At 68.0% G+C, this 24,777-nt stretch carries 22 protein-coding genes; 13 read left to right on the plus strand and 9 right to left on the minus strand.

Annotated elements, in window-relative coordinates; translation table 11 throughout:
• Positions 1 to 138 precede the first annotated feature (138 nt).
• The 3 genes from GV161_RS06950 (at position 139) to GV161_RS06960 (ending at position 2,553) form a co-directional block, all read left to right on the plus strand.
• Complete coding sequence (locus tag GV161_RS06950; RefSeq protein ID WP_152015400.1) at positions 139 to 879, plus strand: SDR family NAD(P)-dependent oxidoreductase; 741 nt, start codon at positions 139 to 141, stop codon at positions 877 to 879.
• 10 nt (positions 880 to 889) lie between these two features.
• Positions 890 to 1,708: a sugar phosphate isomerase/epimerase family protein gene (locus GV161_RS06955; protein WP_159650184.1), complete on the plus strand. Its 819-nt coding sequence runs from the start codon at positions 890 to 892 to the stop codon at positions 1,706 to 1,708.
• Positions 1,709 to 1,863: 155 nt separating this feature from the next.
• The gene (locus GV161_RS06960) at positions 1,864 to 2,553 is read left to right on the plus strand and encodes a GntR family transcriptional regulator (protein ID WP_152015398.1); all 690 of its coding nucleotides are present in this window, start codon (positions 1,864 to 1,866) and stop codon (positions 2,551 to 2,553) included.
• 16 nt (positions 2,554 to 2,569) lie between these two features.
• Here the strand turns inward: GV161_RS06960 and GV161_RS06965 are convergent, their stop codons facing one another.
• From GV161_RS06965 to GV161_RS06995, 7 genes are all read right to left on the minus strand, one after another.
• Positions 2,570 to 3,652, minus strand: a complete 1,083-nt coding sequence (locus tag GV161_RS06965) for an ABC transporter permease (protein WP_152015397.1) — start codon at positions 3,650 to 3,652, stop codon at positions 2,570 to 2,572.
• Positions 3,649 to 4,455, minus strand: coding sequence for an ABC transporter ATP-binding protein (locus tag GV161_RS06970; RefSeq protein ID WP_244624145.1), 807 nt, complete (start codon positions 4,453 to 4,455; stop codon positions 3,649 to 3,651). Before GV161_RS06970 ends, GV161_RS06965 begins: the two co-directional genes overlap by 4 nt.
• Before the next feature lie 34 nt (positions 4,456 to 4,489).
• Entirely contained in the window at positions 4,490 to 5,542 is a 1,053-nt protein-coding gene (locus GV161_RS06975; RefSeq protein ID WP_159650185.1) for an ABC transporter substrate-binding protein, read from the minus strand.
• Between the two features lie 106 nt (positions 5,543 to 5,648).
• Positions 5,649 to 7,076, minus strand: coding sequence for an FAD-dependent oxidoreductase (locus tag GV161_RS06980; protein WP_152015395.1), 1,428 nt, complete (start codon positions 7,074 to 7,076; stop codon positions 5,649 to 5,651).
• A gap of 135 nt (positions 7,077 to 7,211) precedes the next feature.
• A complete protein-coding gene (locus GV161_RS06985; protein ID WP_152015394.1) occupies positions 7,212 to 8,069 on the minus strand; it encodes a sugar phosphate isomerase/epimerase family protein in 858 nt (285 codons plus the stop codon).
• A 29-nt stretch (positions 8,070 to 8,098) separates the two neighbouring features.
• Complete coding sequence (locus GV161_RS06990) at positions 8,099 to 8,956, minus strand: IclR family transcriptional regulator (RefSeq protein WP_091837826.1); 858 nt, start codon at positions 8,954 to 8,956, stop codon at positions 8,099 to 8,101.
• Between the two features lie 4 nt (positions 8,957 to 8,960).
• A complete protein-coding gene (locus GV161_RS06995; protein ID WP_152015393.1) occupies positions 8,961 to 10,007 on the minus strand; it encodes a Gfo/Idh/MocA family oxidoreductase in 1,047 nt (348 codons plus the stop codon).
• A gap of 202 nt (positions 10,008 to 10,209) precedes the next feature.
• Between GV161_RS06995 and GV161_RS07000 the strand changes: the two genes are divergently transcribed.
• From GV161_RS07000 to GV161_RS07035, 8 genes are all read left to right on the plus strand, one after another.
• Positions 10,210 to 11,481 carry an ABC transporter substrate-binding protein gene (locus tag GV161_RS07000; protein WP_152015392.1) on the plus strand — a complete coding sequence of 424 codons (1,272 nt, stop codon included), beginning with the start codon at positions 10,210 to 10,212 and terminating at the stop codon, positions 11,479 to 11,481.
• Between the two features lie 92 nt (positions 11,482 to 11,573).
• The gene (locus GV161_RS07005; RefSeq protein ID WP_152015391.1) at positions 11,574 to 12,443 is read left to right on the plus strand and encodes a branched-chain amino acid ABC transporter permease; all 870 of its coding nucleotides are present in this window, start codon (positions 11,574 to 11,576) and stop codon (positions 12,441 to 12,443) included.
• A complete protein-coding gene (locus GV161_RS07010; protein WP_152015390.1) occupies positions 12,440 to 14,962 on the plus strand; it encodes a branched-chain amino acid ABC transporter ATP-binding protein/permease in 2,523 nt (840 codons plus the stop codon). Before GV161_RS07005 ends, GV161_RS07010 begins: the two co-directional genes overlap by 4 nt.
• 82 nt (positions 14,963 to 15,044) lie before the next feature.
• Positions 15,045 to 15,851: a shikimate dehydrogenase gene (locus tag GV161_RS07015; RefSeq protein ID WP_152015389.1), complete on the plus strand. Its 807-nt coding sequence runs from the start codon at positions 15,045 to 15,047 to the stop codon at positions 15,849 to 15,851.
• An 8-nt stretch (positions 15,852 to 15,859) separates the two neighbouring features.
• Positions 15,860 to 17,599, plus strand: coding sequence for an FAD-dependent oxidoreductase (locus tag GV161_RS07020; protein ID WP_152015388.1), 1,740 nt, complete (start codon positions 15,860 to 15,862; stop codon positions 17,597 to 17,599).
• A complete protein-coding gene (locus tag GV161_RS07025; protein ID WP_152015387.1) occupies positions 17,596 to 19,314 on the plus strand; it encodes an FAD-dependent oxidoreductase in 1,719 nt (572 codons plus the stop codon). The genes GV161_RS07020 and GV161_RS07025 overlap by 4 nt, the downstream gene beginning before the upstream one ends.
• Positions 19,315 to 19,335: 21 nt before the next feature.
• The gene (locus GV161_RS07030; protein ID WP_152015386.1) at positions 19,336 to 19,950 is read left to right on the plus strand and encodes an NIPSNAP family protein; all 615 of its coding nucleotides are present in this window, start codon (positions 19,336 to 19,338) and stop codon (positions 19,948 to 19,950) included.
• 13 nt (positions 19,951 to 19,963) lie between these two features.
• The gene (locus GV161_RS07035) at positions 19,964 to 20,806 is read left to right on the plus strand and encodes a TIM barrel protein (RefSeq protein ID WP_152015385.1); all 843 of its coding nucleotides are present in this window, start codon (positions 19,964 to 19,966) and stop codon (positions 20,804 to 20,806) included.
• 24 nt (positions 20,807 to 20,830) lie between these two features.
• Here the strand turns inward: GV161_RS07035 and GV161_RS07040 are convergent, their stop codons facing one another.
• On the minus strand, positions 20,831 to 21,589 hold the full coding sequence (locus GV161_RS07040) for an SDR family oxidoreductase (protein ID WP_152015384.1): 759 nt from the start codon (positions 21,587 to 21,589) through the stop codon (positions 20,831 to 20,833).
• Between the two features lie 97 nt (positions 21,590 to 21,686).
• Between GV161_RS07040 and GV161_RS07045 the strand changes: the two genes are divergently transcribed.
• Complete coding sequence (locus GV161_RS07045; protein WP_152015383.1) at positions 21,687 to 22,655, plus strand: AraC family transcriptional regulator; 969 nt, start codon at positions 21,687 to 21,689, stop codon at positions 22,653 to 22,655.
• Here the strand turns inward: GV161_RS07045 and GV161_RS07050 are convergent.
• Complete coding sequence (locus GV161_RS07050; RefSeq protein WP_152015382.1) at positions 22,609 to 23,610, minus strand: 4-hydroxyproline epimerase; 1,002 nt, start codon at positions 23,608 to 23,610, stop codon at positions 22,609 to 22,611. The two genes, GV161_RS07045 and GV161_RS07050, sit on opposite strands and share 47 nt — an antisense overlap.
• 102 nt (positions 23,611 to 23,712) lie before the next feature.
• Here GV161_RS07050 and GV161_RS07055 point away from each other — a divergent pair, with 102 nt between their 5' ends.
• Complete coding sequence (locus GV161_RS07055; RefSeq protein WP_152015381.1) at positions 23,713 to 24,747, plus strand: Ldh family oxidoreductase; 1,035 nt, start codon at positions 23,713 to 23,715, stop codon at positions 24,745 to 24,747.
• Positions 24,748 to 24,777: the final 30 nt, after the last annotated feature.

Consider the following 24,777-nt stretch of genomic DNA (forward strand, 5'->3'; position numbering starts at 1 on the left):
CGAGCCTCCTGCCGCCAGCCAGCCTGTTCTCGGCAGCTTGACAACGGGACCGTTTCCTCAACAACTAGCCCACTAGAATGTTAGTATGTTGGATGAGTCAAGCGGTTAATCGCGAGGCGATCCAACCGGGAGGAAGACATGCAGGCAGCGGAAACGGCTCGGGTCGCGATCGTGACCGGGGGCGCAGGCGGATTGGGCTTTCCGATCGCCGAGCGACTCGCCGCCAAGGGCCACAAGGTCGCGATCTGGGACATCGATGCCGGCCGCGCCCAGCAGGCCGCGGCAAAGCTGCCGAACGCGAAGGGCTACAAGGTCGACGTCACCGATGCTGCAGCGGTCGCTGCCGCCACCGAAAAGGTCGTGGCCGATCTCGGCCCGCTCGGCATCCTCGTCACCTGCGCCGGTCATAACGGCCCGCTCGCCCCGTTCGCGGAGTATCCGGTCGAGGGCTGGCGCTTCGTCATGGCGCTCAACCTCGATGCCGTCTTCCATTGCTGCCAGGCGGCGGTGCGCGAGATGCTGAAGACCGGTTATGGCCGCATCGTCAATCTCGCCTCGATCGCCGGCAAGGAGGGCAACCCGAACGCGGTCGCCTATTCCGCCTCGAAGGCCGGCGTGATCGGCCTGACCAAGTCGATCGGCAAGGAGCTGGCTACGACGCCGATCGTGGTGAACTGCGTGACGCCTGCCGCGATCGAGACCGAGATGCTCAACCAGCTGACGCCGGAGTTCAAAGCCTTCGTCACCGCCAAGATCCCGATGGGTCGGCTCGGCCGGGCGGAAGAGGTCGCGGCACTGGTCGGCTGGCTCGCCTCGGAGGAGTGCTCGTTCTCGACGGGCGCGGTCTTCGACATTTCCGGCGGCCGCGCGACCTATTGAGGACCTCGCCGTGCACCAACGCTACCCCCTTTCGCTCGCCTATCTGACTGTCTTTGGCTGCCCGCCGGTCGAGCAAGTGCGGGCCGCCGCCGCGGCCGGATACGACGCCGCCGGCCTCAGGCTGATCGCGCCGCATGGCCTAGAGCTCGCCCACCCGATCGTCGGCGACAAGATACTTATCCGGCAGATCAAAACCGCGGCCGCCGATCTCGGCGTCAGCTTCCTCGACGGCGAGGTCTTCACCTTGCTGCCGCAGACCGATGTCGAGGCCTGGCTGCCGGTGATCGAGACTGCGGCCGAGTTCGGCATGCCGATCATGCAGATCACCTCGGAAGATCCCGAGAGATCGCGCGCCGCCGACAATCTCGGACGGATCGCAGATGCCGCTGCCCGGCACGGCATCAAGATGGCGATCGAGTTCATGCGCTGGCGCGCGGCCGCGACGATCGAGGACGCCGCTGATCTGGCGAAGGCCTCCGGCCGCGACAATGTCGGTATCCTCCTGGACACGCTGCACCTCTCGCGCTCGGGCGGTAGCCCGGCCAGCGTCGCGGCGCTGCCTGGGGAGCTCATGCTCTATCTCCAGCTCTGCGACGCGCCGGCAGCGCAGCCCGCCAGCGATGCGGACGCCATCGCCGAGGCACGCGGCGCGAGGTTGCTGCCGGGCGAGGGCGATCTCTGGTTGAAGGAGCTGATGGCGCAGCTCCCGCGCGACATCTGGATCAGCGTCGAGACCCCGCATGCGAGCGTCGCGGGGTTGAGCTTTACGGAGAAGGCAAAGCGGGGGATGCAGGCGACGCGGGCGTTCCTCGATTCACTTGTGACGTGATCACTTGCAACTTGACAGAAAGCCGCCTGCCAGAAGACCGCTCTTCTGACTGACAATGCACGGTTGCGGATACGGCTCGCCTCGTTCGATGCAAGCTTGGCGTCCGGTTAAGGTCGAGGAGGTCCATCACAGTGGATTCAAGGCCACGAGGGCTGTTGACGGCGCGCGTCACCGAGCGATTGCGCCGGGCCATTCTCGACGGCGAGGTCGAGCTCGGCGACGCCTTGTCGGAGGACAAGCTCGCCTCCAGGCTCGGGGTCAGCCGCAGCCCGGTCCACGAGGCGCTGACGGCGCTGGAGCAGGAGGGCCTGATCGATATCCGGCCGCAGCGCGGCAGCTTCGTCTTCCTGCCGACGCGGGAAGATATCGAGAGCCTCTGCGAATTCCGCCGCATGATCGAGACCGAAGCGCTGAGCCTGGCCATGGTCCGCAAGCGAAGCGACACCCTCGCCGCCATGACGGCCGCCGCCCGCAGGATGCAGGAGGCGATCCTGGCCGACAATCATTCCGGCAGTGCCAATGCCGACACCGATTTTCACAAGGCTCTGATCGAGAACAGCGGTAACAGCTATCTGATCGATGCCTATCGGCTGGTGTCGGGGAAGGTGGCAGCGATTCGTTCGCATAATTCCACCGGCACTATCCGTAACGAGGCCAGCGCGGAGCACTTTGCGATCATCGACAAGCTCGAAAGAAGCGACCTTCCCGGAGCCATCGAGGCGATCTCGACTCATATCCTGAAGATGACAGAGCGTTACGTAATCACGGTGCCGGCCGGCCGCGGGACGGGCGGCCGAGCCTCCCGCAGCTCCTCGCTCGACCAGTTCAGCCCGTTGCTGGATTGAGCTGCCGACCGACGCCTCAGCGCTGCCAGGGCATCAGCCGGCGCTGCAGCCATTGCAGGCCGTAGGTCAGCAGCACGCCGAGCGCCATCACCACGACGAGGCCGGCATACATCTTCTCGGGGTTGAGCACCTCCCAGTAGTAGAAGGTGATGTAGCCGACGCCTTGCTTGGCCCGCACGAACTCGACCGAGATGATCACGATCATCGCCGTTCCCAGCGCGATGCGCAGGCCGGCGAAGATCACCGGCATGGCGCCGGGCAGGATGACATGGCGCAGCATCGACCAGCCGCGCGCGCCGTAATTGCGCCCGGCCATCAGGTAGACGTTGTCGATGCCGCGGACGCCCGCCATCGTGTTGATCGCCATCAGGATGAAGACCGCGAGCGCGACCACAACGATCTTCGGGGCTTCGCCGAAGGGGTCGGCGAACATCAGCATCACGATCGGGAAAATCGCGATCTTCGGCAGGACATAGATCGCCGACAGCGTCGTATCGAGCATCAGGCGCACCGTCTGGTTCATGCCCATGACGACGCCGAGCAACACGCCCGGCACCGCCCCCAGGATAAAGCCGCCGAGCACCCGCCCAACCGTCGCCAGCAGGTGGCTCTCGGACAGCAGCTTCCAGACCCCGGCCATGCCATCGGCGGCATAGACCTCCGGGATCAGCCAGGGCCGGCCGAGGAGGCTTGTGCCGGAGAAGCGGTCATAGCGCACCGTCAGGTCCCAGAGCCCGGCCGCAATGCGCGAGGGCTGCGGAAACCAGGTGGTGTTGAGCAGGCCGTAATCGCCGGCGAGCTGCCAGGTGAGCAGCACCAGCGCCGGAAAGCCGAAGGCGAGCGTGCGCTCATAGATGCCCCTGCCCCGCACCGGCACGATCCGGCCGACGCGTTCGCCGATCAGCACCAGCAGGATGAAGCTGAGGCCGATCACCGGCCAGGCGAAATCCCGCCACAGGCCGAGGATGGCGAGCAGCGCATGGGCCGCGAGGCCACCGGCGACGAGCAGCACGAGGGCGCGCTTGTCGTTGCTGCCGCCCATCGCGCGGGCCGTTGTCTCACGACCCGTCCCGGTCTCGTTGGCGGAGGTGACGGTCATGGCCGCGCCTCCATCGCCCGCGTCACCTCGGCGCTGAGCTTCTCCCAGATCGCGGCGCGGTATTCGGCGAAGGCCGGCAGGTTGGTCGTCGCGATGCTGCGCGGGCGCGGCAGATCGATCCTGAAGGTCGCAAGATGCCTGCCTGGCTGGGCGCTCATCAGGATGACGCGGTCGCCGAGCAGCACGGCCTCGTCGAGGCTATGGGTGATGTAGAGCACGGTCTTGCGCGTCTCCTCCCAGATCCGCAGCAATTCCTCCTGGATGACGACGCGGGTCTGGGCGTCGAGCGCGCCGAGCGGCTCGTCCATCAGCAGCACTTCGGGATCGTTGGCGAGCGCCCTGACGATGCTGACGCGCTGCTTCATCCCGCCGGAGATCTGGTGCGGGTAATAATCGGCGAACTTCGAGAGGCCGACGCGGTCGAGCCAGAAACGGGCGGTGTCGAGCCTTTGCTTGCAGCCGATGCCGCGCATCTGCAGGCCGAAGGCGACGTTGTCGGCCAGCGTCTTCCAGGGGAAGATCGCATATTCCTGGAAGACAACGCTGTTCAGCGGCTTGTTCGCATCTGCGCCGGGCCGGATCGCGATCGCGCCCTGCGAGATCGATTCCAGCCCCGCGACCATGCGCAGGAAGGTCGACTTGCCGCAGCCGGACGGGCCGACGATGCAGACGAATTCGCCATCGGCGACGTCGAGCGAGAAATCCTCGAGCGCGACCATGACCCCGTCCGCCGTCGGATAATGCTTGCTGACGTTGCGCGCGCCGATCTTCGGCGCGGCCACGGCCTGCATGGCCAGCATCATCGCATCACCCTCCGGGCTGACGTTGAGCCCCTCCTCACTTGGCGGGAGCGGCCTTGCCGAGGGTCTCGATCGCCTTGCTGACGAAGCGCTCGTCGACGACCTTGGCCATGTCGAGCGGCTTCTCGTATTCGGTGCGGCCGTTCTCGCGATGGACGCGCTCGATATCGGCGAGGCCAGAGGTCGGGATCGCCATGTTCGGATCGAAGACGATGGCGCCACCGCCCTTGATCGCCTCCGCGGTCGAGGGCGTGAACTTGAGATAGGCGTCCATATTGGCCTGCGAGAGATAATCTGCGCCCTGCATCAGCCGGGCCGCCTCGGTCATCGCCAGCACGAAGCGCTCGGCCACCTCCGGCCGCTCCTTGAGGAACTTGCCGGAAGCGACGAAGGCGACGGTCATCAGCCCGGGCGTGATGTCCTGCACCAGGAGCTTGCCGGTGCCGGCCTTGAGGATCTGGTCGGAATAGGGCGAGGAGGTCAGCACCGCATCGACCGATTTGCCCTCCATCGCCGCCGGCATGTCGGCATTGCCGACATTGAGCAGTTGCACGTCGCGCAGGCTGACCTTGGCGCTCTCCAGCGCCTTGCTGACGAAATACTCGCCGCCGCTGCCCGGCCCGCCAGCCGCGGCGATGCGCTTGCCCTTGAGGTCGGCGACGCTCTTGACCGCGCCGCTCTCGATCAGGTCCGTGCGGACGATCAGCTTGGTCGGCCCGTCCGTCATCGGGTCGAGCGCGCCGGGCGCGATCACCCTTATGTCGAGCCCGCGATTCCAGGCCGACCAGAGCGAGGCGACGATCGCGATGCCGCCGATATCGACCGAGCCCTTGTCGAGGAAGGCGATCGCCTCGGTGCCGGACTTGACGCTGTCGAGCTTGACGTCGAGCCCGTATTTCTTGAAGAGCCCGCGCGCTTCCGCGACATAGGCGGTCGCGAACTTGGTGATCGGCACATAGGCGACGCGCACCGGCTGCGGCGAGTCAAGCGGCTTCAGCGCCGGCGCCTGCGCCAAGGCAGACGAGACCCCGGCAAGGCCGAAGACCAGGGCGGCACAAGCGCTGCGCCAGCGGGCAAATCCAAACGACATTCTTGATCCTCCCTTGGAGACGGCTTGCCGCCGCCTTCCCATTGATCCCCGACAAGCTTCTTCGGCCTGCTCATGAGCTCTCGTCAACCGCGCGACGGATGCATGCTCATCCTTCAGCCATCGCGGGGGCCTCGTTGAGATAGGCGCCCTGGACTTTGAGCGCGGCCCTGAGATCGGCGATCGGCACCTCGCTCGGCGCCAGCCCCCGGTCGGCGGCGATGGCCGCGGCGATGCCGGCCGCCTGGCCGGTCAGCCAACATTGCGGGATCTCGCGCATGAAGGAATGGCTAGTGGCGTCGCAGGAGAGATGCCGGCCGGGCGCCAGCAATCCGTCGACCTCGCGCGGCACGATCGCGCCATAGGGCACCGAGATGTTCTGGAATTTCGGCGAAAGCGAGGGCGAGACGCCGATCTCGTCTTGCGCCACGACGCCGTCCCAGTTTTCGCGCGTGAGCTTGCCGCGCCCCGCGAGCCGCCGGCCATGCCGTACGCCGAGCTGCGAGCCCGACAGCATGATAAAGGCGCCGGAGAACCCGGGCGCATGGGCGCGGTAGAAGGCAAGATGCTCCAGCATCAGCCGATGGCTCCTGATCTCGACCTCCGAGAGGTCCTCGACCTTGAGCGCCGAATAGCCGGCGAAGCGCGGCCCCATGAAGACGGCGATGTCGTCGCGCCAGGACACCGAGGGCTTGTCGAAGAAGCCGAGCGCCTCGCGCCCCTGCGCCATGAACTGCGTGAACTGCTCCGGCGTCTCTGCCCGGAAACGCAGGAATGCCTTCATGTCGACGCCGCCGAACAGCCAGGAGGTGTTCATGCAGCCATGGATGTCGCGGGTATCAACCTCGGTGTCGTAGGCCGAGCCAGCGCCGGCATAGAGATCGCCGTCGCCGGTGGCATCGACCGTCACCCGCGCGAGGATGGCGCGCCGCCCCTCCTTGCTCTCGAAGGCGCAGCCGGCGACGCGGCGCCCGTCCATGATCGGGCTTGCGCCCCAGCCATGGAAGATCGGATGGACGCCGGCCTCCAGGATCATGGCCAGCGATTCCGCCTTGAGCCATTCCGGATCGAGCGTCGGCGCATGCGTCACCGTGCCGTTGAAGGCGGCGTTGCGCTGGCCCCAATACGCCACGCGCTCGGGATCATGCGAGCCCCACTCCGCCGGCTCCGGCCCGGCGATCTTGTCGCGGGTCAGGCGCGACAGCACTTCCTCGGCGAAGCCGCGGATGACGTGGCGGCCCTGCCAGTCGCTCATCCGGTCGATCCAGATGACGAGGCCACCGGTCGAGAGCCCGCCGAGATGGTTGTAGCGCTCGAGCAGCACGACATCAGCACCGAGTCGCGCCGCCGCCACGGCAGCCGCTGTGCCGGCCGGCCCGCCGCCGACGACCAGCACGTCGCACTCGGTATGGACGGGCAGCGTGCGCGCTGGTTCCGCGACCGTCCTGTCCGACGGCCGGCGGCGCTCGAATTTCTGCGTGTCGAAGGTCTCGGAGCGGAAGAATAGCCGTCCTCCCTCGCCTTCCATCGATCCCATGATGCGTTTCCCTGGCGGCTCATGACCGGACACCGTCGCAATATGGTGCGCAACGCCCGGCGGCAGCCTCATGGCAGCGAGGATAGGATCGCTGTCACGCCGCGTTCAAATGAATTTGCGACAGGTGCCGTGCGCTCAGTCTGCATCGCGACCGCCGAGCTCGGCAGCGTTCGGCAACGCTCCCTCGAAGCGCCAGCCTTGCGCCACCAGCCGCGCGACGCCATCGAGCAGCCCGGCGAGTGGCGCCTCCGACAGGATCTCCAGCGCCACCGGCCCGGCATAGCCCTGACGCTCCAGCTCGTGCCTGATCGCGGAAAAATCGATGGCGCCGCTGCCGATCGAGTCGTGCCGCCATTGGCCGGCCGGACTGTCGGAGAGGTGGACGATGCCGATGCGTCCTGCGAGCCGGCGCAGGCCCTGCGCCGGATCCTCGCCGATCGCAAAGCCGTTGGCGACGTCATAGATCACCTTGATGTCGTCATAGCCCTCCTCGTCGAGGAAGCGCATGATCGTCGCGGCGCTGTCGAGCAGGCCCTGCGGATGATTCTCCAGGATGACGCCGACTCCGGCCCGGCGCGCATCCTCCACCACCTGACGAAAGGCCGGCCGGAAGCTCAGCATCAGCCGGTCATTGGCCTTTGCGAGCAGCGCATGCCGTCGTCCGGAGCCGACGCAGACATGGGGGGCGCCCAGTTCGGCACAGCGCAGCGCCAGCCGGCGATAGGCCTCGACCGAAAAGGCGACGACCTCGGGCGCGGCGCTGGCGAGGTTGATATCGCTGCTGGCGAGGTCCGCCGCCAGCAATTCAAGGGCGTGGTCGGCGACAAGCTGGCGCAATGCTGCGGTCCGGACCTTGTCTTCCCGCCATGGATCGAAATGCGGCGGCGTCGCCATCAGCTGGATCCGGCGGAAGCCGGCGCGGGCCAGCGCCGCGACCGCAGCCTCCGCCTCCTCCTGCCAGACGAAACCGAAGGTGTGGGCCGCCAGCTGCATTCTCTCGCTTGTCCCTGTGAAGATTGGCCTCAGCCGAAGAAGGGCCCCCGCGGCTGATGCGAGACCAGCGTCGGGCTCGCCCCCAGCGCCAGCGACAGTTCCCTGGCGGCGCTGAGCAGCATCGGCGAGAAGGTCAGCATCTTCTCCTCGGTCAGGCGGATATGCGGCCCGGCGATCACCAGCGCGCCGATGACCTCGCCGCTCTGGGCGCTGCGGATAGGCGCCGCCGTCGCGCTCATCCAGGGCGAATAGGTCTGGCTCACCATGCTGAAGCCGCGCTTGCGCGCCTGGCGCAGGTATTTGAGTAAAGCCGCAGGCGTCTGCGGCGCCTTCGGGCCGAACTCCTCGCGCGAGCCGTAGCCCTGGCGCTCGACGATCGCGAGCGCCTCCTCCTCGGGCAGGCAGGAGAGCCAGGCATGGCCGCTGGCCGAGCAGGAAAGCCGGCCCGACTGGCCCATATCGGGGTCGTAGCGCAGCCCGAAGGGCGAGCCCTGCGATTTCGCCACCCAGATCAGCTCGCGCCCGTCGATCAGAGCGAGACGGACCAGCTCGGCCGTTTCGCGCGCCAGCTGGTCGAGCACCGGCTGGGCGAGATCGGTGATGCCGCTACCCGCGAGGAAGCTGAAGGCGAGCGAAGCGATCTTGGCCGTGAGCTGGTACATGCCGTGATGGCGCTCCTGCCGGACATAGCCGCGCTCGACCAGGCTGGTCAGCACGCGATGTGTCGCACTGCGCGGAATGCTCAGCCGCTCGGCGATCTCGTAGAGCGGCAGCCCGTGCGCATGGGCCGCCAGGAGCTCGATCACCCCCAGCGTCCGCTCGAGCAACCCGCTCGGAGCCTGATCGGCCTCGGCCTCTTCCGTGTCAGCGACGAGCTTCTTCGCCATGGCCCTATCCATAATGGAGTTCCTGGCGTTGTCTCTGGCGTGCCGCTTCATGGACGGCAAGTGTAGCCCGCAACGTGCGGGTCGCATCGACGGCGTCGATCAGCGGCCTGGCGCCATCACGCACGACATCGCGCAAGTGGCTGAGCTGGCGCAGATAAGGGCTTTCGCGCGTCACCGGGAGCGCCTGTCGTGAGATCGGCGCAAACCAGCTCTTCTCGCCGTCATAGCGCCAGAGGTCGAGCCCCGGCAGCGTCAGCGAGCCTTCCGTCCCCGACAGGAAATGCGAGGTCACCGGCGCCGGCTGCGCCGGATAGTTCGGCAATTCGCCAGAGGACAAGTCCCAGCTCCACGGCGTCACCGCAGTGTCGGACAGACTGACCGTCACCAGCGCCCCGTTCGCGAGTTCGAGCAGCACCGCCGCGGTATCCTCGACCGGCAGGCCCCGGACACGGTCGGAGGTGACGGCCTGCACCCCGACGATCTCGCCGCAGATGAAGCGGATCAGGTCGATCTCGTGGATCAGGTTGATCAGCACCGGCCCACCACCGGGCTCGCGCCGCCAGGCCAGCTCGAAATAGGCATCGTGCTTGTAGAAGGTGTAGAGCACGGTCGCCGTGGTCAGCCGCCCGAGACCACCGCCCTGCACCGTCTCGCGCGCCGTGGCGATGATCGGATTGTAACGGCGGTGATGGCCGACGAGAACCGGCACGCCGGCTCGGTCCGAGGCCGCCGCGAGTTCCTCGCCCTCTGCCACCGTCACCGCGACCGGCTTCTCGATCAGCGCCGGAATCCCATGCGCGATCGCGTCGAGCCCGATCGGCAGATGGGTCTGGTTCGGCGTCGCGACGATCAGCGCCTCGACGCCACCAGCCGCGATCAGGGCCTGATGGTCCGGGAACCAGCGCAGGCCGCGCTCCTCGCAATAGGCCCGGCCAGCTTCGGTGGGGTCGGCGACGCCGGCGACCGCCGCGAAATCCGTCGCCGCGATCACGTCCGCATGCAGCCGGCCGATCGCTCCGGCCCCGACGATCCCGACTGAAAATGGCGCCATGGCCCGACCTCCTGCATTGCCCCTCCTTATCCCGCCCGCGGGGGCTTCGGTCAAGATAACTGGAACAAGATTCCATTTTTGAAAATAAGACTGGAATTCTATTCCAGTCGTGCTAGAGGATCGCCGCCGTCTCCGCAGCGCGGAGCCAGCCAATCGGAGCCAGACAAGGCTTCCGGGGAACGCCAACGCAGGGAGGGACGTCGTGACCGAAGCAGACAAGCCACAGCGGATTTCCACCATCAGGCGCCGGAGCCTTCTCCTCGGCGCAGGCTCGCTCGGCGCGACCGGGCTCGTCTCGGCCAGGCTCGGCATGCCCTATATCGGCAACGCTGCCGCGGCCGAGCCGATCAAGATCGGCATGCTCTGGGCCAAGACCGGCAGCATCGTCGACCAGTCGGAATATCTCGCCCAAGGCGGAATGCTGGCGCTGGAGCAGCGCAACAACAGCCTGCTCGGCCGCCCCGCCGAGATCGTCTGGCTCGACGAGCCAAACCCGCAGGGCGCCCAGCAGAACGCCGAGCGCCTGGTCGGCGAGCACAAGGTCGTCGGCATGGTCGGCGGCGCACTGAGCTCTTTCGCGCTCGGCATCTCGGCCGTGGCGAAGAAGGCCAAGATCCCTTACATCGCCGCCAACGCCGCCACCGGCGACCTCACCGGCAAGTCCTGCAACAAGTACACCTTCCGCCTGCAGCCGCCGGTCGAGGTGCATGTCCGCGCGCTCGCCCCCTATTGCGGCGAGATCGGCAAGAAGTGGTATTTGCTGACGGCCGCCTACGCCTTCGGCCAGGACATCAAGAAGGCCTTCGAGGCCTATGCCAAGGCGAACGGCATCACCATCGTCGGCGCCGACGAGGTCCCGGTCGGCACGCCCGACTACAGTTCCTTCATCCTGAAGATCCGCGCCGCCAAGCCCGACGTCGTCATCGGCGGCGTCGCGGCGAGCGACCTCACCACCTTCCTGAAGCAGTGGAACGAGCTCGGCATGCGCGGGCGCATTCCCTTCGCCGAGATCTCGGTGGGCAACACCGATCTCTGGGGCGTCGGGCCGGAAGCTGCGGACGGGCTCTACACCCTGACCTGGTACTACAAGAACCCGAACAATCCGCCGGAAGAACAGGCGATGGCGGCGGCCTATGAGAAGAAATACAACCGTCCCGCCGCCGACAAGGCGTGGATGGGCTGGTTCGGCATGAAGAGCCTGCTCGACGCGATCGAGGCCGCCAAATCGACCGATCCGGCGGCGATCGTCGCAGCGCTGGAAAAATGGCAGGTCAAGCGCGGCGACCTCGATGTCCACTACCGCGACTTCGACCACCAGATGGTCAATCGCCTGCTGATCGCCGGCATCAAGCCGAAGATCACCGACAAATGGGACTATTTCGACATCAAGGCCGAACTGCCGAAGACGCAAGGAGATATCGACAAGGCCTTCGGCTCGCAGGCCGAGAGCGCCTGCAAGATGGACGCACTCTGACGCTCCGCCCAGCCGGATGAAGGACCGGCCGAGCCACGCGCCGGCCGGTCCCTTCCTCTTCCCTCGCCGCGCCCGTTCGAGGAGCGCCTGCCATGCTCGATATGATCCTGTCCCAGGCCGTGAACGGCCTGGTGTTGGGCTTCCTCTATGTCCTGATCGCCGTCGGCCTCTCGATCATCTTCGGGCTGCTCGGCATCGTGAACTTCGCCCATGGCGCCTTCTTCGCGCTCGGCGCCTATGTCGCCCTGGTGCTGGCGCGCGAATTCGGCTGGTGGGCGGCGCTGCTCGCACCCTTCGTCACCGGCGCGCTCGGCATGCTGGTCGAGATCGTGCTGATCCGCCATCTCTACGGCAAGGAGCCGCTGCTCGGGCTGATCCTGACCTTTGCGCTGGCGCTGCTCTTCGAGGCGGTGCTGCGCCTGATCTTCGGCGGGGCGCCGCTGCCGTTCAGCGCGCCGCGCTTCCTCTCCGGCTTCGTCGAATATGGGCCGGTCCTTTTGACCAAGTACCGGATGTTCGTGCTCCTGGTGACGGTCGCCGCCCTCGTCGCCTTCTGGGCCTTCCTGACCTACACGCCCTTCGGCCGGATCATCCGGGCCGGCTCGCGCGATGCCGAGATGGTCGGCCTGCTCGGCATCAACCTGCCGGTGGTGTTCAGCTTCGTCTTCGGCATCGGCTGCCTGCTCGCCGGGCTGGCTGGACTGCTCGCAGCGCCGCTATGGACAGTGACGCCGACGATGGCGGCGAGCGCGATCATGCCCGCCTTCGTCATCGTCACGATCGGCGGGCTCGGCTCCTATGCCGGCGCGATCGTCGCCGGCCTGCTGGTCGGCATCACCATCGCCATGACCATCCAGTTCCAGCCGGAATGGGCGGGGGCGGCGATGTATGTGCTGATGGCTGCGATCCTGCTCGTGCGCCCCCGTGGCCTCTTCGGTGAAAAATGGGAGCGCTTCGAATGAACGTCCGCAGCTTCCTTGCGCATCCCGCCCTCTGGGCCGGGCTCGTCCTGTCCGGCCTGACGCTGCTCTGGCTCGGCCTCGGTGCGCCGATAGGGCTGATCACCCAGATCGCGATCTATACGCTCTACGGCATGGGCGTGAACCTGCTCGTTGGCTATACCGGGCTCGTCCCCTTCGGCGCCTCGGTCTTCTTCGGCTGCGCCAGCTATGCCGCCGCCTTCTTCGTGCTCGGGCGGATCAGCAACGATGTCTTCGGCCTCGTGCTCGCCGTGCTGTTCTCGCTCGCGCTCGCCCTCGGGCTCGGAGCGCTGATCCTGCGCCGTAAAGGCCTCTACTTCTCGCTGTTGACCCTGGCCTGCTCGCAGATCGCCTTCGAGATCGCCTTCAAATGGACGGCGGTCACCGGCGGCGAGAACGGCTTGCAGGGCGTCGCTCGCGCCAGCTTTCCCAGCGACCTCTCCTTCCATCTCTTCGTGCTGGCCGCCGTCGTCGCCGGCATCTGCCTGCTCTGGCGCCTGGTGCATTCGCCCTTCGGCCGGGCGCTCCAGGCCGTCCGCGACAATGAGCAGCGCGCCCGCAGCCTCGGCTTCAACGTCTATCTGCTGCGTCTCGGATCCTTCGTCGTCATGGCCGGCTTCGTCGGCTTCTCCGGCGCGCTGCTGACCTTCCTGCTGCAGGGCGTCTACGCCAACAATCTGAGCTGGCAGCATGCGGGCGATGCGCTGCTGATGACCGTGCTCGGCGGCGTGCATCATTTCCTCGGCCCGCTCTGGGGCGCGATCACCTTCATCGTCCTGGAAAACCGGCTCTCGGCGATCACCGAGAACTGGTGGCTGATCTTCGCCCCGGTCCTGATCCTGTTCGCGCTGCTCTCGCCGGAGGGCATCCAGGGCCTGGCGCAGCGCATCCTGGGCAAGCAGCGCTGGACCCTGACCCGCAACAGCATCCCGCCGCGGCCGGCGCTGATCGAGCCCTATGTCAGCGCCGCCCAGCAGATGGATCCCGACAAGCCGATCCTGGAGACGCGCAAGCTCTCCAAGCAGTTCGGCAGCCTCGTCACAGCCAGGGAGATCGACCTTCAGGTCAAGCCCTTCGTGCTGCACTCGATCATCGGCCCCAACGGCGCCGGCAAGACCACCTTCTACAACATGCTGACCGGCGTACTGCCGCCCACCAGCGGCGAGGTCTTCTTCGAGGGGAACGAAGTCACCCGCCTACCGATGCATGCCCGCGCCCGGCTCGGCATGGGCCGCTCCTTCCAGATCCTCTCGATCTTCCCGAACCTCAGCGTCTTCGAGAATGTCCGCATCGCCGTGCAGGCACAGCGGATCGGCGCCCGCGGCCTGCTGCGCGATGCCCATGCCGACGCAGCGATCAACACCCGGACCTGGTCGATCCTCGACGCCGTCGGCCTCGCCGACCAGGCCGCCGAGCTCGCCCAGGATCTGCCGCATGGCGCCAAGCGCCTGCTCGAGATCGGCGTCACCTTGGCGATCGAGGCCAAGCTGCTGCTGCTCGACGAGCCGCTGGCGGGGCTCGCCGAGGCCGACCGCATCGTCGTCGCCGACCTCATCCGCAAGCTCGCCCAGCGCCATGCCGTGCTGCTGATCGAGCACGACATCGACCGGGTGCTGGCGATCTCGGATCGCATCTCCGTGCTGCATCAGGGCAGGATGATCGCCGACGGCAAGCCGGCCGAGGTCGCGCGCAATCCCGAGGTCATCGCCGCCTACCTCGGCGCCGCCAAGGATGGCGAGCGGGCGTCCGCCCCAGCCGTGGCGCGGCGTGCGGGTGCGACGAGCCCGGTGCTGCTCGACGCCAAGGGCATCGCCGTCGGCTATGGTGGCAGCACCGTGCTCTCCGGCGTCGACCTTGCCATCCGCGAGGGCGAGGCGGTGGCGCTGCTCGGCCGCAACGGCGTCGGCAAGACCACGACGCTGCGCGCGCTGACCGGCAGCCTGCCGCTCGACGCAGGCTCGATCAGCTTCGCCGGCACCGACCTGCGCAAGCTCCGGCCCTTCGAGATCAATCGACTCGGCATCTCGCTGGTGCCGGAGGGGCGGCGGCTCTTCCCGAACCTCACCGTCACCGAGAACCTGCTCCTGGCGCAGCGGCCGGGCGGCATCACGCTGGACGAGGCCTTCGCTCTGTTCCCGCGCCTCAGGACGCGCCAGGCGGCCAAGGCGGAGAACCTCTCCGGCGGCGAGCGCCAGATGGTCGCGATCGCTCGCGCCTTGATGGTGCCGAGCAAGCTCGTCCTGCTCGACGAGCCCTTCGAGGGCCTGGCCCCCGCCGTGGTCAACGAGGTCATGGAGGCGCTGGTGAAGCTGCGCGGCCGCGTCGCCATGGTCATCGTCGAGCACCATGCCGAGCTCGTGCTGCCGATCGTCGACCGCGCCTATGTGCTGGTCAACGGCCAGGTCGCCTTCGCTGGCGACGCCGCCCAGCTTGAGCATGACGAAGCCTTGCAGGCACGGCTTCTCGGCGTCGTCGAAACCCAGGACACTCGCGCGGCCTAGAACATTTTCGAGCGAAGTGGGCACCGGTTCGCGTGAAGAAAATGCGCCAACCAAAAAACTGCTGCTGCCGGAGGATATGACCATGAGCATCACCATCACCGGCGCGACGCGCCTCAATGTCATCGTCGGCGAGCCGATCGCGCAGGTAAAGTCGCCGGCTGGCATGACCGCCGCCTTCGCCGCGCGCGGCCATGATGGCATCGTCGCGCCCGTGCGCGTTGCGCCCGAGCATCTCTCCACCTTCCTCGGTGCACTCGACCATGTGCCGAACTGCGACGGCATCATCGTCACCGTCCCCCACAAATTCGCCTGCCATCGCCATTGCGCCAGCGCGACCGAGCGGGGCGACTTCCTCGGCACGGTCAACATCATGCGCCGGCGCAAGGATGGCGCCTGGCATGGCGACATCGTCGACGGGCTCGGCTTCGTCGGCGCGGTCAAGGCCAATGGCGGCGAGCTCGCCGGCAAGCGCGCTCTGCTGGTCGGCGCGGGCGGCGCCGGCTCGGCGATCGCACTCGCTTTGGTCGATGCCGGCGTGCGCGAGCTCGCCATCCACGATGCCGACGCCGAGCGCCGCGACCGGCTGATAGCCCGCCTCGACGGCCGCAACGGTGCGAAGGTCCGCGTAGGTTCCGCCGATCCGACCGGGTTCGAGCTCGTCGCCAATGCCTCGCCCGCCGGCATGAAACCGGGCGATCCGCTGCCGGTCGAGGTCGACAAGCTCGCGCCCGAGACCTTCGTCGGCTGCGTCATCACCGTTCCCGTGGTCTCGCCGTTGATCGAGGCGGCCCGCAATCGCGGCTGCCAGACCTCGACCGGCAGCGACATGTACCAGGCGCTGCAGAGCGCCATGGTCGACTTCCTGCTCGCAGGCGAGCGCATCGGCTGAGGTCCATCGTGTTCACGACACTGGCAGCCTTGCCGGAACAGACATCCTACGACGTCATCGTCGCCGGTTCCGGAGCGGCAGGACTGGCGGCCGCCGTCTTCGCCGCGATGGAGGGCCTCTCGGTGCTGGTCGTCGAGCGCACCGAGCATGTCGGCGGCACCAGCGCCCTGTCAGCAGCCACGACCTGGATCCCGAACTCGCTGCATGCCGAGAAGGTCGCGACCGGCGATTCATTCGAGAAGGCCGCCCGCTTCCTCGATGGCGTCGTCGGCAATCATTCCTCGGCCCGGCTGCGCGAAGCCTTCCTGCGCGCGGGGCCGCAGGCGATCGCCACGCTGGAAGAGCGCAGCGAGGTGCATTTCCGTCCCTACGCCACCCATCCCGACTATGAATCGGATGTCGAGGGCTCGACCTTGCGCGGCCGCGCATTGGAGCCGATCCCGTTCGATGGCCGCCGGCTCGGCGCCGATCTCCACCGCATCCGCCCGCCGATCCCCGAATTCACGTTGTTCGGCGGCATGATGATCGACCGCACCGATATCGGCCATCTGCTCAAGCTCAGGACCTCCTGGGCCTCTTTCAAGCACGCGGCCGCCATCCTCGGCCGCTACGGGCTCGACCGCCTGAGCGGCAAGCGCGGCACTCGCCTTGTCATGGGCAACGCCCTGATCGGCAGCCTGCTGCTGACCCTGAAGCAGCATGGCGGCACCGTCCTGCTCAACGCCTCAATCACTGAGCTGCAGAGCGGGCCCGACGGCGTAACCGGCATCGTTGTCGAGCAGGGCGGCGTGGCACGCGCGATCGCGACCGGCCTCGGCGTCGTGCTCGCCGCCGGCGGCTTCAACCGCCATCCGCAGCGCCGCGCCGGCATGCTCCATAGCCCGACGCCGGCGCTCAGCCCCGCTGCCCCCGGCCATACCGGTGCGATGCAGGACCTGGCACTCAAGCTCGGCGCCCGCTTCGGCGAGGGCAGCCGCGACAACGCTTATTGGGCGCCGGTCTCGACACGGACGCGGCCGGACGGCACCACCGCCGTCTTCCCGCATTTCGTGCTCGACCGCAGCAAGCCCGGCACCCTCTGCGTCGACCAGACCGGCCGGCGCTTCGTCAACGAATCCACCTCCTACCATCTCTTCAGCCGAGCCATGTTCGAGGCGAACCAGACGCGCCCGACCATTCCCTGCTGGATCATCACCGACGCCGAGTCCTTAAGCCGCTATGGGCTCGGCATGGTCAGGATGGGCACGCGTGACCTCCGGCCCTTCCTCGCCGACGGCTATCTCGTCGAAGGCGCGAGCGTGGCGGAACTCGCCGGCAAGCTATCGATCGAACCGGCGACGCTCGCCGACACCATCGCCCGCATGAACGACCATGTCCGCAAAGGCGTCGATCCCGAGTTCGGCCGCGGCAGCACTGATTATCACCGTATCAACGGCGACGCCTCGCGGGGCCTACCCAATCCGACGCTCGGCCCGATCGCGACCGCGCCCTTCTACGCCGTCAAACTGACGCCCGGCGACATCGGCGCAGCAACCGGGCTCGTCATCGACGAGAACGGGCAGGTGCTGGGCGAGGGCGACCGGCCGATCGGCGGGCTCTATGCCTGCGGGAACGAGGCGCAGTCGATCATGGGCGGCACCTATCCCGGTCCCGGCATCACCATCGGCCCGGCCATCACCTTCGCCTGGTGCGCGATCCGCCATGCGCTCGGGGAGCGTACGCCGGCAGCGGAGCGTGCTGCGGAATGAGCAGTGATCTGCCCAGCTCGTGCGATCTGCTGGTGATCGGCTCCGGCGCCGGCGGACTGGCGAGCGCCGTCACTGCCGCCGTGCTCGGCCTCGACGTCGTCGTGATCGAGAAGGAGCGTCATTTCGGCGGCACCACCGCCTGGTCCGGCGGCTGGATGTGGCTGCCGCGCAATCCGCTCGCCCGTGCCGCCGGGATCGACGAGGACGAGGAGACGATCCGCACCTATCTGCGCCATGAACTCGGCGAGGGTTATGACGAGGCCTTCGTCACCATGCTGCTGGAGCAGGGGCCGCGCATGGTTGACTTCTTCCAGCGCGAGAGCGCGCTCGACTTCGTCGACGGCAACCTGATGCCGGACTTCCACGGCGACACACCCGGCGCCGGCACGGGCGGCCGCTCGCTCTGCGCCAAGCCCTTCGACGGGCGCGAGCTTGGCGCGCGCCTGCGGGATCTGCGCCCGCCACTGGCCGAAATCGCTCCCTTCGGCATGAACATCGCCTCCGGCGCCGATCTCCAGCATTTCCTCAATGCGACGCGCAAGCTTCCCTCCTTCCTGCACGTGCTGCGCCGGCTGGTGCGCCACTTCATTGATCGCGCCAGCCATGGCCGTGGCCTGCATCTGGTCAATGGCAATGCCCTGGTCGCACGCCTGCTCAAATCCGCGGATGATCTCGGCATTGCCCTGCTGAAGGACACCGCAGCGGTGGAATTGCTGCGCGAGGGCGAGCGTATAACCGGTGCGATCGTCGAGCGCGCGGGCCAGCGCCAGACAATCCAGGCGAGACGCGGCGTCATACTCGCCACCGGCGGCTTTCCGCATGATCTCGCCCGCAAGTCGGCACTCTTCCCGCATGCCCCGACCGGCCGCGAGCACTGGTCGGCAGCGCCCTGCAGCAATACCGGCGACGGCCTCAGGCTCGGCGAGGCGGCAGGCGGGCGTGTCCGGAGCGATCTAGCGCATGCCGGCGCCTGGGCGCCGGTCTCGCTGGTGCCGAAGCCGGGTGGCGAGCCCGGCCGCTTTCCGCATCTGGTCGAGCGCGCCAAGCCAGGTGCGCTGATGGTGCGCGGCGACGGCAGACGCTTCTGCAACGAGGCCGATTCCTATCACGACGTGATGCAGGCGCTCTTTGCCGCGACGCCTGCGGGCGAGCCGGCCGAGGCCTGGCTGCTTTGCGATCACGCCTTCCTGCGCCGTTACGGGCTCGGCCGCGTCCGGCCCCGCCCCTTCCTTATCCGGCCCTGGCTGAACAACGGCTATCTCAGGCGCGGTGCGACGATCGCCGAGCTTGCGTCAGCCTGCGGCATCGATGCCGCTGGGCTGGCCCGAACACTCGACACCTACAACGCCGCCGCCGCCGAGGGCCGCGACCCCGAATTCGGCCGCGGCGATACGCCTTACAACCGCATCCAGGGCGCGGCCGACAACCGGCCGAACCCTTGCGTCGCGCCGCTCGGGCCGGGGCCGTTCTATGCGGTCAGGATCGTGCCCGGCAGCCTCGGCACCTTCGCCGGACTGAAGACGGATGCGCAGGGCCGCGTGCTCGATGACCATGATGCGCCGATCCCGGGCCTCTATGCGGTCGGCAACGACATGTCGAGCATGATGGCCGGCCGCTATCCGGCCGGGGGCATCACCCTCGGCCCGGCCATGACCTTCGGCTACGTCGCCGCCCACCATGCCGGCGGCATCCCGCTCGCCAACAACCGTTCCTGATCCCGCGCCCGGAGAGCTGCCATGCGCTATGAAATTGCTACCCTCACCGTCCGTCTCGGCAAGGCGGGAGCTGTCGTCGCCGCGATCGACGCCGCACTGAAGGCGCCGGAGGCGAAGGGCCGCCTGCTCGGCTGCTGGGCCAGCGAGATCGGCACGCTCAACCAGGTCATCCTGCTGCGCGGCTTCACCGACGAGGCCGAATTGCTGTCCGAGCGCCAGCGCCTGCTCGCCAGCGGCAATCCGTTCGGCGCCGGCGAGGACATCGCCAAACTGGCCTTCGACAGCTATGCGCCCTTCCCCTTCCTGCCGCCGGTCCAGCCCGGCAAGCTCGGCGCCGTCTACGAAATCCGTACCTATATGCTGAAGCATGGCGGCGTGCCGGCAACGATTGCGGCCTGGCAGGCCGCTGTACCGGCGCGCGTCGAACTCTCGCCGCTCGTCATCGCCATGTATGCGCTCGACGGGCCGCCGCGCTTCACCCACATCTGGCCCTTCTCCAGCCTCGACCAGCGCGCCGCCGTCCGCGCCGACTCCGTCGCCAAAGGCATCTGGCCGCCGAAGGGCGGGCCGGAATGGCTGACCGGCGAGATGTACTCGACGATCGCGCTGCCGACCGCGATCTCGCCGCCGGCCTGAGAGGATGCCGACCATGCCGCTGATGTCGCTCGCCTATCTCACTACCGTGCCACTGAGCTCGCCCGATGCGGTCCGGCTCGCCGCCGAGCTCGGCTATGACGCCGTCGGCCTGCGCGCGCTTCCGGCGGCGCCGGGCGGCGACACCAGCCCGCTGATCGAGGACGCCACGCTGCTGGCCGAGACCCGGCGCGCCATCGCCGATGGCGTGCCGGTCTTCGATGTCGAGATCATCCGGCTCGGCGCCGATTTCTCCGTCGAGGCGATCAAGCCCTTCCTCGAGGTCTGCGGCACGCTGCAGGCCCGCGCCGTGCTGGTCGCAGGCGATGATCCCGACGAGAGCCGCCTCACCGCCTCCTTCGCAGCCTTCTGCGCGGCGGCGGCGCCCTATGGCCTCACCGGCGATCTCGAATTCATGCCCTGGACGAAGGTTCCGGACGCCAGCACGGCACTGCGCATCGTCACCGCTGCCGACCAGCCCAATGGCCGCGTGCTGGTCGATGCGCTCCATACCGGCCGCTCCACGACCACGCTCGCCGACATCGCCGCGATCCCGGCCGCACGCCTGAGCTATGCCCAGCTCTGCGACGCTCCGGCCGAGATCCCCGCCACGACCGAAGGCCTGATCCACACCGCCCGGCAGGCCCGCCTGCTGCCGGGCGAAGGCGGCATCGACCTCGTCGGCATTTTCAGCCAGCTCCCGGCCGAATTGCCGGTCAGCGTCGAGGTTCCGCATCTCGAACGCACCGCGCAGTTCGGCGTGCGCGAATGGGCTCGCCAGGCCCTGGCGGCGTCGCGAACGACCTTGGCCGCCCGCGATGCGGCGGTGGCCAGGGGCGCGTCGCTGCGGACGGACTGACCGGGCGGGGCGACCGCCAACAGCCTAACCGCGCCGGCCTCCGGCCATCTCCGCCAGCGCCACTGCATCCGCGCCCGCCGGGAAGTGGAGCCGGCCCGACAGATCGTTCGCCGCCTGCCAGACGGCCTCTGCGACATCGCTCTCCTTGGTCGTCAAGGCGGGCTTGGCAAACGTGGCGAAGATCGGCTCGGCGAAGGCGGCATAGCTCGCCGGGATCAGGTCCTCGATGCGCACGCCGGCGTTCTCAGTGAAGCGCGTGGTCGGCGCATAGCCCGGCTCGACCAGCTTGGCCCTGATGCCGAAATGGCGGAGCTCGTGAGCGAGCGAGCCGGTGAAGCCCTCGATCGCCTGCTTGCTCGCCGTATAGGCCGCCGCCAGCGGCATCGAGATCAGCGTGACGCTGGAGGTGACGTTGACGATCGCGCCGGAGCCCTGCGCCCGGAATTGCGGGATCACCGCCTGGCACATCGCCATCGTCCCGAAGGTGTTGGTCTCGAAGACCTTGCGGATATGCTCCATCGGCGTCGCCTCGAAGGCGCCGACCACGCCGATCCCGGCATTGTTGACGAGGGCGTCGATCGGGCCGGCTTCCGCGAGCGCCGCCGCGATGCTGTCCACATCGGTCACGTCGAGCGGGAGGATGCGCAGCGCCGGCGAGCGCGGCAGGATGTCCTCGCGCGGCGTGCGCATGGTCGCGACGACGGTCCAGCCCTGCGCGAGGAAATGGCGGGCGGTCTCCAGGCCATAGCCCGAGGAGCAACCGGTGATCAGCACCGTCTTCATGATGATGTCCTTGCTGGTTTCGATGCCGCCGTGATACGAGCAGCGCTCAGGACGATCTACGATCGATAGTCCAAATTTGATTTGAGATAGTCCGGACATGATCGATCCGCTCGCCGAGAGCATCAGCCTGCTGCGGCCACAAGCGGTGTTCACCAAGGGCATCAGCGGCGCCGGACGCTGGGCCGTGCGCTATGCCGATTTCGGCCATCCCAGCTTCTGTGCGGTCGTCGAAGGCAGCTGCCGCCTCGCCGTCGACGGAGAGGAGGCCCTGACCCTGGCAGCCGGCGATTTCGTGCTGCTGCCGACCACGCCCGGCTTCACCCTGTCCGGCTTCGAGCCGGCGACGCCGGTGCTGATCACGCCCGATCTCGCGCCCTCGCCCGACACCGAGCTGCGCCATGGCGATCCCAACGGCCCGCCGAATGTGCGCCTGCTTGGCGGCTACTTCATCTTCGATGTCGACGAGGCCGGGCTGCTCGTCTCGCTGCTGCCGTCGCAGATCCAGATCCGCGACATCCCCCGGCTCTCGACCCTGGTGCGGCTCCTCACCGAGGAGTCCGCCGCGCAGCGGCCGGGCCGGGAGCTGGTGCTCGGCCGTCTCGTCGAGATCCTGCTGGTCGAGGCGCTCCGGCTGACGCAGGCGGCGGATGCGCCGGCGGGGCTGCTGCGCGGCCTCGGCGATGTCAGGCTGGCCGAGGCGATCCGTAGCATCCATGCCGAGCCGGCCCGCGCCTGGACGATGGCCCGGCTCGCCCGGGAGGCCGCGCTGTCGCGCTCGGCCTTCTTCGAGCGCTTCGCGCGCAATGTCGGCGTGCCGCCGATGGAATATCTGCTGGGCTGGCGGATGGCACTGGCCAAGGACCTGCTGCGCAGCCGCGACATCGATCTCGCCGAGATCGCCGAGCGGGTCGGCTATGGCTCAGCCAGCACCTTCAGCACGGCCTTCAGCCGCCATGTCGGGCAGCCGCCCGGCCGCTATGCTCGTAACCTCGCCGAGCGCGCGGCCGCAGCGGAGCTGCCTATTTCACCACGAAGCCGTGCGCGAACGGATCGCGGTCGTCGATGAAGATGGTGTTGTAGCCGGTCATCCGGGCCCAGCCGGCGATCGAGGGGATGATCGCCGGGCGGTTCGCCACCGTCGTCGCCGCCTCGACCCGGCCCTTGAACAGCGAGCCGATGATCGACTCGTGCACGAATTCGTCACCGACCGCGAGCTTGCCCTTGGCGGCGAGCTGCGCCATCCGCGCCGACGTGCCGGTGCCGCAGGGCGAGCGGTCGATCGCCTTTTCGCCATAGAACACGGCGTTGCGGGCATGGGCGCCGTCCTGCGTCGCCTTGCCGGTCCACTGGATGTGGGAGAGGCCCCGGATCTCCGGGTGCTCCGGATGGACGAATTCGTACTTTGCGTTTAGCGCCGCCCGCAGCTTCGGCGACCAGCCGACCAGCTCGCCGGCAGTGTGGTCGGCCATGTCCCGGAAATTCTTCTGCGGCTCGACGATCGCATAGAAATTGCCGCCATAGGCGACGTCGACGACGATCTCGCCGAGCCCCTCGACCTCGGCCGTCAGCCCCTCCGCATAAAGGAAGCCCGGCACATTGGTCAGGCGGACCTCCTCGACGAAACGGCCCTCCTGGCGATAGCTGATATCGACCTTGCCGGCCGGCGCATCGATCGAGAGCCTGCCTGGCTCGCGCGGGGTGATCAGCCCGTTCTCGATGCCCATGGTGATCGTGCCGATCGTGCCATGGCCGCACATCGGCAGGCAGCCCGAGGTCTCGATGAACAGCACGCCGACGTCGCAATCGGGCCGTGTCGGCGGATAGAGAATCGAGCCCGACATCATGTCGTGCCCGCGCGGCTCGAACATCAGCCCGGTGCGGATCCAGTCGAACTCGCGCAGGAAGTGCGCCCGCTTCTCCAGCATGGTTGCGCCTTCGAGGCGGGGCCCGCCGCCCGAGACCAGGCGAACCGGATTGCCGCAGGTGTGGCCGTCGATGCAGGAGAAGGTGTGGCTGGCCATGGTTCAGAACCTTCCTGAGGCGCGCAAAGCCTGCTTGAAGTCATGTCGTCTTTTTGAATACAGCATGTATACAGATTTGCAACGACAGAGCGAGGCAACGCCATGTGCGAGACGACGATCCTCAGCATGGAGGCGTTGACACTCCGGATCGAGGCGGTCTGCCGCAAGGGCGGATTGTCGCCGCTTCATGCCGGAGCGCTTGCCCGCGTGATCGCCGCCGGCGAGCGCGACGGCTGCAAGTCGCATGGCGTATTCCGGGTCGAAGGCTGCCTGCGCACCATCAAGGCCGGCAAGGTCTCGACCGATGCCGAGCCCGTGCTGCACGATGACGGCTCGGCCGTGCTGCGGGTGGCGGTGGGCGGCGCCTTCTCCTGCGCCGGCTTCGAGCTGGGGGCGCCCGCCCTCGCCGAGCGAGCCAGACAGCTCGGCCTCGCCGCACTGGTGATCAACGACTGCACGCATTTTTCGGCGCTCTGGCCGGAGGTCGAGGCGCTCGCCGGGATGGGCGTCGCCGCGCTGGCGATGTGCCCGAGCTACGCGACGGTCGCACCGGCCGGCGGAATCAGCGCCCTGCTCGGCACCAACCCGCTCGCCTTCGGCTGGCCGCGCCGGGGCGGGCCCCCTTACGTCTTCGACTTCGCCACCAGCGTCGCGGCACGCGGCGAGATCGAACTGCACCGCCGGGCCGGCAAACCCCTGCCCGAAGGCTGGGCGCTCGACTCGCAGGGCCAGCCGACCACCGACCCGACCGCGGCGCTCGCCGGGGCGATGCTGCCCTTCGGCGGACACAAGGGCTCGGCGATCTCGACCATGATCGAACTATTGGCTGGCGTGATGATCGGCGATCTGACCAGCCAGGGCGCGCTCGACTTCCTCGGCACCACGACGCTGGCGCCGCAGCATGGCGAACTGATCCTGGCGTTCTCGCCGGAGCGCTTCGCCGCCGGCCGCCCCGGCGATCCCTTCGCCCGCGCCGAGGTCCTGTTCGAGGCCATCGCCGGCCAGGGTGCACGCCTGCCCTCGCAGCGCCGCTTCAAGGCCCGGGAGGGCTCGCTGGCGGAGGGCATCGTTCTGACCGCTGCCGAGATCGAGCAGCTCGACCGGCTGGAGGCGCTGGGGCTCGACGCGGTGTCCTGAACAGCGGCCGCTACATACGCACACGCAAAC

The sequence above is a fragment of the Bosea sp. 29B genome (assembly GCF_902506165.1).
Taxonomy (GTDB): domain Bacteria; phylum Pseudomonadota; class Alphaproteobacteria; order Rhizobiales; family Beijerinckiaceae; genus Allobosea.